This window comes from Sporosarcina highlanderae, from assembly GCF_030433715.1.
Lineage (GTDB): Bacteria > Bacillota > Bacilli > Bacillales_A > Planococcaceae > Sporosarcina > Sporosarcina highlanderae.
The window spans coordinates 42694-56324 of the sequence record NZ_JAROCC010000009.1; the positions used below are offsets into that span (position 1 = coordinate 42694).

The 13631-nt window shown below is 37.9% G+C and carries 18 protein-coding genes; 11 read left to right on the forward strand and 7 right to left on the reverse strand.

What is annotated here, in order from left to right; translation table 11 throughout:
* The first annotated feature begins 481 nt into the window (after positions 1 to 481).
* Complete coding sequence (locus tag P5G49_RS11910) at positions 482 to 931, forward strand: hypothetical protein (RefSeq protein WP_301244085.1); 450 nt, start codon at positions 482 to 484, stop codon at positions 929 to 931.
* A 293-nt stretch (positions 932 to 1224) separates the two neighbouring features.
* Here the strand turns inward: P5G49_RS11910 and P5G49_RS11915 are convergent, their stop codons facing one another.
* A complete protein-coding gene (locus P5G49_RS11915; RefSeq protein ID WP_301244087.1) occupies positions 1225 to 1605 on the reverse strand; it encodes a hypothetical protein in 381 nt (126 codons plus the stop codon).
* A complete protein-coding gene (locus P5G49_RS11920; protein WP_301244089.1) occupies positions 1602 to 1871 on the reverse strand; it encodes a hypothetical protein in 270 nt (89 codons plus the stop codon). The genes P5G49_RS11915 and P5G49_RS11920 overlap by 4 nt, the downstream gene beginning before the upstream one ends.
* Positions 1872 to 2175: 304 nt before the next feature.
* Between P5G49_RS11920 and P5G49_RS11925 the strand changes: the two genes are divergently transcribed.
* Together P5G49_RS11925 and P5G49_RS11930 are read left to right on the forward strand one after the other, a co-directional pair.
* Positions 2176 to 2406 carry a hypothetical protein gene (locus P5G49_RS11925; protein ID WP_301244090.1) on the forward strand — a complete coding sequence of 77 codons (231 nt, stop codon included), beginning with the start codon at positions 2176 to 2178 and terminating at the stop codon, positions 2404 to 2406.
* 266 nt (positions 2407 to 2672) lie between these two features.
* Positions 2673 to 3572, forward strand: a complete 900-nt coding sequence (locus P5G49_RS11930; protein WP_301244091.1) for a GNAT family N-acetyltransferase — start codon at positions 2673 to 2675, stop codon at positions 3570 to 3572.
* 322 nt (positions 3573 to 3894) lie between these two features.
* On the opposite strand, the gene P5G49_RS11935 is transcribed toward P5G49_RS11930, so the two are convergent.
* The gene (locus P5G49_RS11935; RefSeq protein ID WP_301244093.1) at positions 3895 to 4584 is read right to left on the reverse strand and encodes a YfjL-like protein; all 690 of its coding nucleotides are present in this window, start codon (positions 4582 to 4584) and stop codon (positions 3895 to 3897) included.
* A gap of 84 nt (positions 4585 to 4668) precedes the next feature.
* Complete coding sequence (locus P5G49_RS11940) at positions 4669 to 5205, reverse strand: HAD-IIIA family hydrolase (RefSeq protein ID WP_301244212.1); 537 nt, start codon at positions 5203 to 5205, stop codon at positions 4669 to 4671.
* Positions 5206 to 5432: 227 nt separating this feature from the next.
* Between P5G49_RS11940 and P5G49_RS11945 the strand changes: the two genes are divergently transcribed.
* From P5G49_RS11945 to P5G49_RS11975, 7 genes are all read left to right on the forward strand, one after another.
* Entirely contained in the window at positions 5433 to 5864 is a 432-nt protein-coding gene (locus P5G49_RS11945) for a hypothetical protein (RefSeq protein WP_301244095.1), read from the forward strand.
* 355 nt (positions 5865 to 6219) lie between these two features.
* Positions 6220 to 7386: a serine hydrolase domain-containing protein gene (locus tag P5G49_RS11950; RefSeq protein ID WP_301244097.1), complete on the forward strand. Its 1167-nt coding sequence runs from the start codon at positions 6220 to 6222 to the stop codon at positions 7384 to 7386.
* 187 nt (positions 7387 to 7573) lie between these two features.
* Positions 7574 to 8077, forward strand: coding sequence for a hypothetical protein (locus tag P5G49_RS11955; protein ID WP_301244099.1), 504 nt, complete (start codon positions 7574 to 7576; stop codon positions 8075 to 8077).
* Positions 8074 to 9333 carry a replicative DNA helicase gene (locus P5G49_RS11960; RefSeq protein WP_301244100.1) on the forward strand — a complete coding sequence of 420 codons (1260 nt, stop codon included), beginning with the start codon at positions 8074 to 8076 and terminating at the stop codon, positions 9331 to 9333. Before P5G49_RS11955 ends, P5G49_RS11960 begins: the two co-directional genes overlap by 4 nt.
* Positions 9302 to 9739: a hypothetical protein gene (locus P5G49_RS11965; protein WP_301244101.1), complete on the forward strand. Its 438-nt coding sequence runs from the start codon at positions 9302 to 9304 to the stop codon at positions 9737 to 9739. Before P5G49_RS11960 ends, P5G49_RS11965 begins: the two co-directional genes overlap by 32 nt.
* 180 nt (positions 9740 to 9919) lie before the next feature.
* A complete protein-coding gene (locus tag P5G49_RS11970; RefSeq protein ID WP_301244102.1) occupies positions 9920 to 10543 on the forward strand; it encodes a hypothetical protein in 624 nt (207 codons plus the stop codon).
* A gap of 64 nt (positions 10544 to 10607) precedes the next feature.
* A complete protein-coding gene (locus P5G49_RS11975) occupies positions 10608 to 10862 on the forward strand; it encodes a hypothetical protein (protein WP_301244104.1) in 255 nt (84 codons plus the stop codon).
* Positions 10863 to 11302: 440 nt separating this feature from the next.
* Here the strand turns inward: P5G49_RS11975 and P5G49_RS11980 are convergent, their stop codons facing one another.
* A complete protein-coding gene (locus tag P5G49_RS11980) occupies positions 11303 to 11467 on the reverse strand; it encodes a YjzC family protein (RefSeq protein WP_301244106.1) in 165 nt (54 codons plus the stop codon).
* A gap of 193 nt (positions 11468 to 11660) precedes the next feature.
* On the opposite strand from P5G49_RS11980, the gene P5G49_RS11985 reads away from it, so the two are divergent.
* Positions 11661 to 12200 (forward strand): restriction endonuclease, encoded by a 540-nt coding sequence (locus tag P5G49_RS11985; RefSeq protein ID WP_301244107.1) that lies wholly within the window; start codon positions 11661 to 11663, stop codon positions 12198 to 12200.
* A 428-nt stretch (positions 12201 to 12628) separates the two neighbouring features.
* Here P5G49_RS11985 and P5G49_RS11990 read toward each other — a convergent pair whose 3' ends face one another.
* On the reverse strand, positions 12629 to 12910 hold the full coding sequence (locus P5G49_RS11990) for a DUF2277 domain-containing protein (protein ID WP_301244108.1): 282 nt from the start codon (positions 12908 to 12910) through the stop codon (positions 12629 to 12631).
* A 133-nt stretch (positions 12911 to 13043) separates the two neighbouring features.
* Positions 13044 to 13478, reverse strand: a complete 435-nt coding sequence (locus tag P5G49_RS11995) for a DMT family transporter (RefSeq protein WP_301244109.1) — start codon at positions 13476 to 13478, stop codon at positions 13044 to 13046.
* Positions 13479 to 13631: the final 153 nt, after the last annotated feature.

Genomic DNA, 13631 nt, shown 5'->3' on the forward strand with positions numbered 1-13631 from the left:
ATTAAGTGTAAAGCGTCTAAATTGGGGAGTAGAATATGAAAATAATCCTTTGGCTTGTAAATGCTGTTATGTTATTTGGGGTTTTGTTGTTTGTCTCTCTCTATCTGTCGACAGGGGATGAATGGTGGGCATTATATACATTTAATATGGAGGTTATGTCGCCTTTCAATCTAGAAATATCTTGGCTAAATGTCTTTATATTTGGATTCATTTCCTTAGCAATTTCTTTCTTCCTTGTAAAGAAAACTTCAGTAAAAAAGTAATAACTCAGTTCTTCTTCAACTAACGGGGCAGGTTAGTTCAATAAGAAGGTTATTTAGCGATTGTGTCAAATAAATTAATATATGTAAAATGTTTAACACTATATAGATCAACTGGCACTAATACAAATCCATGTTCATTCAGGTACTTATGATAAAATTAGTACTATGAGGGTTCGGTAATACCTATAGAATCATAAAATATGAAAGTTGGTCAGAGCATGAAAAGAAAACCAACACTAATCACTTGGGAACCTACTGATGAATTTACTAAAAGATTAAGTGAAGTAGTTAAATTTGATATGAGTTTCAGTGACAAGGGGCTAACTATAACTTTAGTAGATAAAATGAGGACTACAGTAGATATCATATATGATAAAAGGACAAACTATTTGGGAGATTATGTTGTATCTTTTCGTTATACCAGTGAAATCCCCATGTCCATGCTTGCCTCACATGCAGAGGCAGCCAGGGATAAGAGTCGTCTAAACAATTTCGATGCTTGTTTTTATAAAGCTTTGGACTCTGAATATTTAGATCGGTTCAAGCCATATTTTCCCGGCAATTTAGCAGATGGTTTGGAACACCATATATTTCCGGTGAACACAGGAATCGTCGAGGTTATTAGTGACTATGATCCGAGCATTACTTTAACTAATACCACTTTCTAATCAACAGGATTTGATTTCTATATTGAAAAAGGTAAAACATGAAGAGAAAACTTCGGTCAATACAGTTTGGCTTAAATTATCGTTTGCATTGAAGATATAGAAGCATGGCAATGATAGCATCTGCAGGCTTTTATTAAGCTAACGGGCTCTTTAGTTCAATAAGGATAATAAAATTTATCTTGAAAATTGTTTCAGGTATCAGGTTCTCATTGAATTTCGAATTGTTATAGAACCTAATACCCATCAATGAAAAAGCCCTCATTTGAAAGGGCTTTTTGGCTTGAAGAGAAGGTTCAAAAAGTGGTGATGTACTTTTTTACATCTTCCTTTGTTTGGATTGTGCTGAGATCAATGTCTTCGATTAATATTGAAAACGTATTTATTCTACCGTCTTCCATTACTTTATCTTGTAGAAAAAATCGCATTGAGATATTCTTTATGCCTTTCGAATGCGCTCTCTCAATAAAAGAAGCGACTTCTGCTATTAGTTTTTCTTCATTTTCTTCTGTCCACGCGTCTTTGAAACGGATGCTTAACTCGACTCCTGTTTTGACCTCCTTATAGCTGGGGACTTCTTTTCCGACCTTCAAATCATGTCCTATTCCGTAAACAGGATGTACGCTGTAATCCTGAATAGAGAGGGTTGCAAACGAATCTTCAATCACAGGCTTCAAATCATCACTCGCTTCGCTTCATTTACCCAAAGCGCCTCAGCATAAAAATCTGAATTACGGTCCTTATATTTTTCTGCATTAAAGGTAATGTTCTTGTTACTATCTACCACAAACATCGTTCCATAGGTTCCAAATTTTGTATTAAAGTAATTCTCTTTTATGCTGACACTGATTTCGTACTTATCTTCTACGTATTCTTTTAATTCGTTTCCTGTGGATGTCTTTTTCCAAGGATTTAGTGAGGATGTTTTCGCAAAAAGTAACATACCTGCAACCGTTTCATCCGGCTCTTTTTTTCAATTATTTACATATGTAATTATTTGATAAAGGTTACCGGATTTTTGTTTTGCAGCTCCCCCTTCAAATCGATTTGGTATGCTTGGTAAAAACTTCACCTTTGCTCCGAGTATATTACGATATTTTCGGATCAAATATCGGAAAAACGGCTTGTTTCCATGTTTGATTAGGAAACGGATAATTTATATTGAAGTGAACCATTATAAGATGATTTGAAAAGTAGGGCACCATCAACAAATATAGGAAAATAAATGAAGTAAGGAGGAGTTTGGCTTGTTCCGCTTGGTTCTATTGTTCGGAATGACTTTATTAGTCGGGTTGACTCCATTGAATGCTTATGAAACTTTTGCTCAAGAGGATTACGATAAAAGGGAGGTTGATTCTTTCCTGACACAGTTGTTTGTTGATCGTAATGCCTTTCTTGTCAATCAGCTTCCGGAATCCATTGACAAGTATTATATCCATACGGAGAAGGTAAGCCGCTACGCTTATCAAATGGAATAGTTTGATTAGGTACCTGTGCAGCACACTATTCAATAAATTCACTACAATTGTATATATATTCATCGGAAAACGTGTATGTATGCACCAGTGAAGGATATTTATACAAATTGGTTGAATTGTCATGAATGTTTCTTGCACAGGTACCCCATAAAATCACGATTAATAAAACATGTTTATTGGAATGAAAACATATATGTTGTGGTGACTGAATATTTTGTATCGTGAGTATGGAAACAGTATTAGATAAAGTGTAGGAGGGGCGATTTATGAATATTGAATATTTATCTGAAGCTAGATATACAGATTTTATAGATTTCTGCAGAAAATGCAGGAATGAGGTAGATGATTCTTATCTTTATGAGGAAGACCTAAAAATCTTTCAGCCTGATCAGGACAATCCAACGTATATAGTTTTAGATGACCAATCAAAAATTATTGCCGGGGTTTCTCTCATCCAGGATTCATATTTTAAGAAAGGAAAAAAAGGACGCTGGCGGATCTTTCACTCCATAGAACCTAACCTAAATATTTACAAGCTGATGATCGAGAGGATAAAGCCCCACATAACAGAAATAAACGATGTCTATCTTTTTATTCAAGAAGACAATATTATCGTCCGGGATATTTTTCATTCCATGCAGTTTACTATTGAACGTTACGCCTATTTTCTATCAAGAGAAGCCATGGATGTCGCACAACCAAACTTACCAAAGGACTACTCATTTAAAACCTTTGAATTTAATAAAGATGAGGAAGACTATCTTTATGTGCGAAACACTGGTTTTGCAACACTTAAAGGTTCGGAGACGCCGCTGACAGTCGAAGACGTTAAAAACATGGAGAATAAAGAAGATTATTTAGAAGGTGGAATCTCTCTTCTTTATCACCAAGAAAAGCCGGTTGGGGTCGTACGCTCATCTAGAGAGTTTTACAATAATGAATTTGTGCTGAACATCGGTACTATAGCTCTCGTCCCTGAATATCAAGGGAAAGGATTAGGACGTCAGTTATTGAGAAAAGCACTTGAATTTGGAAATAGTATCGGGCTTCCAAAGACGGTTTTAAGCGTCAATGCTGAAAACGAACGAGCAGTTAATCTTTATACTAAAGAAGGATTTAAAAAGGAAGAATCGGTGGTTTGCTATAATTATAAAGTTCAACCTTAGGTACCAACGTTTTTTCACAATAAAATTGGCGTATCCTATCCAATCGGGTTTACGATTGAGACCCAGTAATTTGACCCGTATTGCAATTACGGAAAGGTAGGCACGATGTTCGAACAAATGATTCAGGAGTAACATCTTTCCACAGACCAAAAAACTCGCCATTAATATATATGTTATACGCTTCCTTCCCACTCCCTGTTTTCACCAATATCTTCTAACACCCAACTTCACCCGTAGCCACCAAATCTTTTCAGTACCAGGTTCTCACTAAATTTTGAATTGTTTTAGAACCTGGTACCCTTTACTGGCTTGAAGAGAAGGTTCAAAAAGTGGTGATGTACTTTTTTACATCTTCCTTTGTTTTGATTGTGCTGAGATCAATGTCTTCGATTAATATTGAAAACGTATTTATTCTACCGTCTTCCATTACTTTATCTTGTAGAAAAAATCGCATTGAGATATTCTTTATGCCTTTCGAATGCGCTCTCTCAATAAAAGAAGCGACTTCTGCTATTAGTTTTTCTTCATTTTCTTCTGTCCACGCGTCTTTGAAACGGATGCTTAACTCGACTCCTGTTTTGACCTCCTTATAGCTTGGGACTTCTTTTCCGACCTTCAAATCATGTCCTATCCCGTAAACAGGATGTACGCTGTAATCCTGAATAGAGAGGGTTGCAAACGATTCTTCAATCACAGGCTTCAAATCTTCATTCGCTTCATTTACCCAAAGCGCCTCAGCATAAAAATCTGAATTACGGTCCTTATATTTTTCTGCATTAAAGATAATGTTCTTGTCACCATCTACCACAAACGTCGTTCCATAGGTTCCAAATTTTGTATTAAAGTAATTCTCTTTTATGCTGACACTGATCTCGTACTTATCTTCTACGTATTTTTTCAATTCATTTCCTGTAGATGTCTTTTTCCAAGGCAGTCCATGATAACTTGCTAAAATGAAACATGAAAATAATATCACTACAACAAAAATAACAATTGCGATTGTCTTTTTCATCGTATCCTCCTTATCATCACTATTTAAGTATATGCCTTGTGTTTTCTGTAGGGAGTGGGACATGGACTAATTTGCATTGAGCTATCAACCCAACAACCAATCTACCGCCTCATTAACATCCTTGGCGATCAAATCAGGTGTAACAGCATTCCACCGTCCAAAAAACTTTCCATTTATGTATTTGTTGTATGCATCCATCCCACTCCCCGTTTTCACTAATATCTTCTTACTCCCAACCTCATCCGCAGCTATCAAATCAGTCCATCTGTCTCCAATGATTACACAATGCTCTAAATTCAAGTTATTCTCTTCAGCGGCTGTAAGCAGCATCCCAGGCGAAGGCTTTCTACATGTACATCCATCTGTATGCCCATGCGGACAAAGGTAAATCTTATCGAAGCCAAAATTAGTAAGCTCTTCTTCAAAGCATTTAAAGGACACTTCGCCCTTTGAAATGCCTGGTTGATTTGTGAATGAATATATTAAAATCCCCGCTTTTTTCAGTTGCTGTATTGAATCTGCAACGCCGGGGAACAGCGTAAACTCCTTAGGATAAATAACACGATCACTGCCACCTATAGTTCCATCTCTATCTAAAAATACTGCTTGAATGTGCAAGATTAATTACCTCCATTACTGTCTACTTAGAACATTCTCTGAATGGGAAGGAAAGTCCTTGTATTTTGATAAATGTGAAACTTTATTAGTTTAATTTTGTCTAATTTTTTGGTACCTGTGCACCACACAATTGTGAATTACCATAATTGTGTTTTGCACAGGTACCTTTACAAACCTGTATGAACGATTAGCAACTTTCAACCGTGACGCTAGCCGCTAAACACGGAAGTGTGATTATTGGAAGATCAAGTCCAGTAATACATACCCTTTGGTTAATCGAATCAAGTTCTAATGTAACGGTTACATCAGTAGATATCCCGCCTACAACTAAAGTGCCATCGACTTCGACAGTTAGCACGCCGTTGTCACAGTCTGGAAACCCAATGCCTGGCCCATCTGCAGTAAAACGGACAGTCACATTAGGAATTAGTGGTGCTGAAATTACAAAAGAAGCATTTACAAAGCTACCACCTGGACTACAATTAGGGCAGATTTCAATGTCGAGTGTATACCCCACATTAATAGGACCAATCGAGATAGCACCGTTCATAATTTCTGCTGTTGCTCTACAGTCACAGCTTAATCCCATAATTTTCTCTCCTTTCCTTCAAGATAAAGTATTATATGAACAGGAAATGAAGCAGCTTGTACATTTTCGTTAGACAATCGTACATTGTTTTGGGTACCTGTTTTGGGTACCTGTGCAGCAAACTATTCAATAAATTCACTACAATTGTATATATATTCAATTTGAAACGTGTAGCGATGAACCTGTGGTGGATATTTATACAAATTGGTTGAATTATCATGAATGTTTCTTGCACAGGTACCTAAAAAATAATTGAAAATTTTGAAAGAGTAGTATAAATAACTAATACTATCTATTTTGCTCGATAAAGGGAGAATTCCATTGTCCCTATAAGGTAATAGTAGTACCAAGTTGCTTGAGGGATCGGTAGCTCTGTACCAACCAAGTGAACCTCACAGCACATTTCATAGTCCAAAGGAGCGGAAATCATGAAAAAATCTAGAGTAATTATTGTAGCAGTTATTCTTCTTATTTTATCTATTACCGGTTATTTGGAAAGATATGGAATCGGGTGGATGGAAAAGGGAGAAAAAGAAAAAACATCAGAGGTTATCCTTTCTGAACTTCCTACTGTTTGGCCAACAGAAGAATGGCCGACTTCAACACCGGAGGAACAAGGAATGGATAGTGAAAAGTTAGTAGAGATGTTTGAATACATTGACCAAAATGACCCGAAAAAATTACATGGTTTACTGATCATACGAAATGGCCATATCATTGCAGAGAAATATACTTTCCCATACAATGAGAAGCTTCCGCATAATACATATTCTGTAACGAAAAGTCTAACTTCCGCAGTAGCTGGAATAGCACTTGATGAAGGAATTATTAATCATAATGACCGTGTACTTGATTATTTTCCTGACATGACGTTTGAAAATATGAGTGAAGAAAAAGAAAATATGACTATCGAACAATTACTTTTGATGAAAACTGGTATTCAGTGGCCGGAATTGGACTCAGATAATCAAATTTTTCAGGTATGGGATAATAGTGAAAGTCTACTTCAATATTATTTAGATCAACCAATCAGTAAGGAACAAGTGGGTGAGTGGAACTATGATACTGGTGCAGCCTACGTTTTAGGTGCCATTATTGAACGTGCATCTGGAAAGACATTAAACGAATATGGCAAAGAAAAGATATTCAGTAGAATCGGGATGGATAGTTTGGAATTTTTTGTAACAATTGACGGAATAGCACATGGTGGAACCTATTCCCGGATGACTCCACGGGACATGGCAAGATTTGGTTACCTTTATCTTCATGATGGAAAATGGGATGGGGAACAAATTGTTCCAAAAGAGTGGGTGAAGGAATCCCTTCATCCACATACTGAATTAGGAACGACTGATTATGGTTACTATTTTTATTTGAATGATGGTGAAAATGGGCGAGTATTCTCAGCACGTGGTGCATTTGGTCAGTGGATTATAGTTGTTCCCGAACTAGAGCTAATTGTTATTGAAACCGGTAATGATTTTGAAAGACTATCGATAAACGAATATATTGTGCCAGCAATCAAATCAGAAAGCCCATTAGTAGCGAATGAACAAGCATATGCTAGATTAAAAGAATTGATGGAAAAAAAATGAAACTATCGTTTAAGATCTGATCATAGTTCACTTGAAGCATGAATCCCTTGAAATGAGGAATCATGCTTCTTTTTTTATTCCTGTCACATTTTTCTAAAAAAAATTTCCAATCGAGTATCCTTTCCCCCTTTTCATCTCTATATAGTAAGTGAACGGAGCTATCCGATCACGAATGGGAGGAATGGATATGAATAAGGGATGGTTGAAATTGCATCGGGAACTGAAGGACAAGGCGATTTGGAAGACGTCGACACCTGAACAGCAAGCAATTCTTGTGACCTTGCTCATGATGGTGAACTATGAAGCAAGTGAATGGGAGTGGAGAGGGCAGAAATATGAGTTGCAACCGGGACAAGTCTTGACATCCCTACCTAAGCTTGCAGAAGAAAGCGGCAAATACATAACAGTGCAGAACGTTAGAACAGCATTGAAGCGATTTGAAAAATACGGATTTCTAACAGATGAATCAACAAACAAAAACCGGCTCATCACCCTTACAAACTGGGACGTTTACCAGCAAAACGTGGACGTGCCAACAAACGGGCTAACAGTCAGCCAACAAGCTACTAACAGAGAGCTAACACCTATTAAAGAAAGTAAGAAAGAAAGAAAGATAAGAATAAATGATTTCCTGCGGAAACCGAAAGTGACGGAATTCGTACTGGACTTGACGAAGGGGGAAGCGTGGTGATTGCAGAAAAAGCGGTATTAGGCTCGATGTTGAAAGAAAATTATTTGATAACTGACTCCGGTTTAGCCGTCTCACAATTTACAAATGCGGTCCATAAAATGATCTTCCAATCGATGAAGGAGCTGTACGCGAAAGGGATGACTGTCGACTTCATCACGTTGCTGACGATGAATAACCCGCAGGATTTAGGTGGAGCGAACTACATACACGACTTGACGAGCTATGCGCAAATCGAAAAGTTCGATATCCATGTCGGAGCCATGCTTGACGTGTGGCGGGAACGAGAAAAGCATAATGTGCTGCATGTCGCTGCACAGGAGAACTGGCAAATCGACCGCATCATGAGCGAGCTTGAGGCGCTCATCGACAACTGTGCAAGCGACCACTCGTCCATATCCGATCTGTTGGTCGACGTCTATGAAGCTCCATTTATCGAACAGGAAATCGCGGAAGGCTCAACGACGGGAATTAGACAGTTGGATGACATGACAAACGGGTTCCAGGATGGGGAATTGACGATTATCGCCGCACGACCAAGCATGGGGAAATCGGACATCATGCTCCACTTAGCGAAGCATGCTGGCTGGAAAAATCGCCTACCGATTATCTTCTCGCTGGAAATGTCCGCTTCAAGCTTGCGGGACCGGCTGTTAGCCTCAACAGGCAGTTTTTCAAGAACCCGCATGCGAAATCCATATTTGCTTTTGAATGAAACCCAGAAATCCGCTTGGCCGAAAACAGTCGGCATGTTATCGAAAACGAGTATCCAATTTTTCGACCGCAGCAAACAGACCGTCGCGGAAATGCGGATGAAAGTACGGAAGATGATTCATGAAAACCCTGACAGGAAACCGGTCATCTTCATCGACTACTTGACGCTCATTCATTCCGAGGACACAAGCAGCAATATGCATCTGCGAATCTCGCAAATTACAAAGGACTTAAAAGCAATGGCGCGCGAGTTCAATTGTCCAGTCATCACTCTTGCGCAACTGAGCCGAGCCGTCGAACAGCGGATGGACAAGCGCCCGCTCATGTCCGACCTGAGGGAGTCCGGCTCAATCGAGGAAGACGCCGACATCATCATCTTCCTTTACCGCAACGCGTACTACACCAAAGACGATACCGACAGAACACTCGAACTAATCGTCTCGAAAAACAGGAACGGTCCTGTAGGAACAGTCGTCGCTGCGTACAACAAACATACAGGGGAGGTAGTTGGATTTGGAACAAACCGTGAAAGAACTGCTCTATGACGCCATTTACTACGATGAATCCCTAGTAGCACACGCAGTCTATTACGCCGTACAAAAAGGAATCGTACATCTTGATGAACCTGCAAGCCGGATTCCGAAAGAATTGGATTACACCGAGATTTTCAAAATGCGCGACGAAAACTATCTGCAAATGTGCACGATCAAGCTCTTCACGATTCCGTTAGAACCGAAAAGACACGCGCTTTACCTTGCCGAAACGGAAGATGCCGCAAGGGCCAAGCACCACAAGATCTACGGCCAGCTTGCACAGCGCATCATCGACATCAGCCATAGGATGGACTATCCGCTTTTCTACGAAGAGACTGGCCTTTCTAAAACATTCCGCGAGCTGAAGCGGGAGGCGGTGAAGTTTCCGTATTATGCGGGGGAGGTGTTGGGGAGGTAGGGGGAGAATGAAAAAGCAACGACCCTTTGCTAACTTGTTGACAGGGTCGTTGCTTCAAATCAGGAAGGGGATTTCGGCTTCTCGAAAGTTATGGTTGAGTATTCTGTAAACTATGGATTGGCAATAGGTAGACTGTACTCTAATGTGAGGATTAGGGGATCGGGAAAGGGGTGTGTTTTTTTGGCTAAAAGATTTACTGTCATATTTAAAGATGGTGCAACCATGCTCATTTATGATGTAATTGACTTTGAATCAAAACAAATCGAGGAAATTAAAGCTATCGCAGCTGAATATGATAAAGATGCTATACGAAAAGCTGAAAAATATGGCATTCCTATTTCCTACCTCACTAAAAATCAAAAAAATAATATTCTCGAGGAAAAAGAAAATATTCTTGGATCCAGTAGTCCCGAAGACCTTAAGTATAAAAAAATAGTTCAAATTGGTAGTCATTCCTTAGATCGAATTCTAAAACGTATCGGCTCTATTAGGGACAATGTAATTATCGACCTAATTGGAAGGGTAAAGGCGACAAATGCTGTGACCCAGGCACAATTCAAGGGATTTCCAACATTGTCTTATAGTTTGATTGAAAATGGAGATCCGCAAGAATATACATTTGCAATCAGTTTCGTAATTGCCAAAAGTGGTGTTCGTTTTATTAAAATGATTACAGTTCATCTTAAAAACAATGAACCAGAAACGGTCCAATTCAGGGCAAGTGAATTAAACCCTGACTATTACCGCAAGTTGGCGAACATGAAGGAATGGATAATCGAACACAATAAGAAACACCCAGATTGATTCGGTAAAGAATTAGGATTAAAATGTATGTATATAGGGAATTGATAGAAGAGGGGGATGCACAATGCATAAAACGATAGTTAGGGAGGTTGCCGCCATGAAACCGGGAACCAAATCATTAACAAAAGACGTAAAATGGACTATTGATGAAAAAGCATATGTAGTAAAAAACGTACCTTATTCTATATTACCTGCTGAAGAGAATGAGTATTTCGATATGGATGTTTCTATTCGTTTAACTATGATACGTGATTTAATGTATATGAATGAAATACCAGCTGTTATTGATTATAGTGTCGTAAGCGATTTTGAAGTTTAAAGTTTAACACATATAAAATAAAATTCCTGACTACTGCTGCTCAAATTGATTAGGGAGCAGCTTTTTTACGTTGGAAAAACTAATCAAGTGAGCGCTAATAACCTTAATAGTTGGAATAAGGTATTTTTTGATGCCGGTTTATCATTTATTTTTGAAATGCTGTAGACGCTGGCATTATCCATAATAGCTTTGCCGTCTCACAATTTACAAAAATGGTCCATAAAATGATCCTCCATTCGATGAAGGTGTCGTGGAAATATCTACATCAGGCTTGCGGCGAGACAGTCTTCTCTCTACAACTTGGGATATCCGCTTTGCCGAATACAATTGGGGACTATTTTTAGGATTCCTGAAAGCGAACCGGACTCTAGTGAAGGTTTATAAAAAGATCACCTAAAACGTTGATTTGTCAGCGTTTTAGGTGATATAAACTTTTATTATCATTGTTTTTCCCACTTACGTCCTTTTTCTTGTGTTGGAGGAAGTCTATCCCCTCTATCAATTTCAACAATACGAGGTTTGGGTACATCGCCACCTCTAGGACCTACTTCTTTATAAGTGCCAGGCGGTTGATTATCCATTCCTGGTTTTTTTAAATCCTTCAATATATATCACCTCCTATATTTATTATCATACCACTTTGATTTTTCAGAGTGGCATGATAATAGTAGTGAATAATAAAATGTGTATTTGTAGTTTTACATTTAAGGAATAAACAGAGCATGACACTCATTTAATAGACGTCGTTTTTTTTATTTGTTAATTAGATTATATAAAGAGGTTGGGGGGATTTGAAAATTGAATATATTAGAAAATATAGTTACAGAATTATCTCCAGAAGAATTTGAAGTGTATTGTCTAAATTTAATTAAGTCTACAAGTAGTGCCTTTGAACACGCCAAGATTACTCACAATCAAGTTATTAAAACTTATGATGGTAATTATCAACTTGACGGCCTAATAGAATTTACTCATTTAGGGATAAATTATAAAGCTGTAGTTGAATGTAAAAAATATAAAAATAAAATTAAACGCTCTCAAATTCAAATTCTATACGATACAGTACAAAGAGTAGGTGCTAACAAAGGCATTTTTATATCAACTTCCAGTTTTCAAGAAGGTGCAATGGAATATGCTAAAACTCATGGAATTACGTTATTACAAATAGTAGATGGATTTGTAATGACGGTACAAAACTCATTACCATCTAAGATGATAATTAATTTTTGTCCACCTAAATATTCTTTTGCTATGTATAATTTGGATTTAAAATGTCCATCAGGATTTGTTTATGAAGGTCGTACAGAGCAGTTAAGAGACATATTGCTAAATATATAAAAGGAGTGAACTAATATTATTCCGAACTAATGAAATGATTTCGGTTCCAGGTTATCGTTGAATTTTGAATCATTTAGAAACCAAGTCTCACTTACTAATACTGCGAAGGGTCAGGTCACTCCCAAAAGTTCAGCTAACCGAATCGGCAGGCGGTCAAATTTCCTTATAATGCGATGGAGGTTGTGGGGACATAGGTGAATTAAAACAACGTTCGAATTAATTTGAGGTTCTCATTGAATTTCGAATTGTTCCAGTACCTGGTACCTTTCATTATTAGGTGTCAGTGCTACACGCTATTCAGGCAATACACTAAAATTGCGTAAAGTAAAGAAAAAAGCCAACTAAATAAACAATTAGTGGCTTACTTCACGCATATATATAACTTTTTATAGAATTGTCATAAATCTGTATTGCACAGGCCCTACAGATTAATCCCTATTTTCCAATCCAAATCTTTTTGCATTACGGGCTTTAGCCCGTTCAGCTTCTACTTCTCGATTACGGGGTTCGGCATTCGTTACTAATGTGTTAAGTAAATTCTGTGTAGCAATAACCACTTCCTCAACAGCACGATTAATAGCGTCTTCATTCGCCTTGGATGGCTTACTGAAACCAGAAACCTTCCGAACATATTGGAGCGATGCTGCATATATTTCGTCCGTCGTAGCTGGAGGGTGAAAATTAAACAGTGTTTTAATGTTACGACACATATCGTTCGCCTCATTTGTTAGTTTTTTTCGATTGTATTACAAAGTGGTATTAGGCAACCAAACAATTTCGAATTGAACGGGTGCAGGGTACCTAACAAGGTGATAATAAAAAATTAGTCCCTATTCCCGGAAGTTATTTATGATTAAATAAATACAGGGAGATAAACAGTAAAATAATAGCTAAGGATTTTTTAAAATCGATCGGTTTAACTTCTCCGCCAAATAGTCCTAAATGATCGATAATCGCTCCCAATAAGATCTGCCCAGCAATGACGGCAATGAGCGTAGGTGCAACGCCAAGCTTTGGCACGATTAATATTGTTACGATCACATAAAACGCACCTAACAGACCACCGAGTAATTGCCATTTGGGGACTGTGGAAACCGCCATAAAATTTCCTTTACCAAAAAATAAAACAATAAAAAATAATGCAAGTGTACCTATAACAAATGAGATTAGGGAAGCTTCTAATACCCCCGTCCTTTTCCCTAATCCACCATTAATTTGTACTTGAAAGGCGACTGCAGCACCGCCTAACATCGCTAACAATGGAAATAATAGCTTCACAAACCCACCCCTTATAATGATAGTGAATGGTGACTCCCATAAGTTGCTGATGAGAGCCGATATCTAATTTCATGCTAACATAATACGAATACCTTTTGTCATACTTTTTAGTGAATGGTAATCAAACGAGCCCAGGTATTGTGCATTATTTGC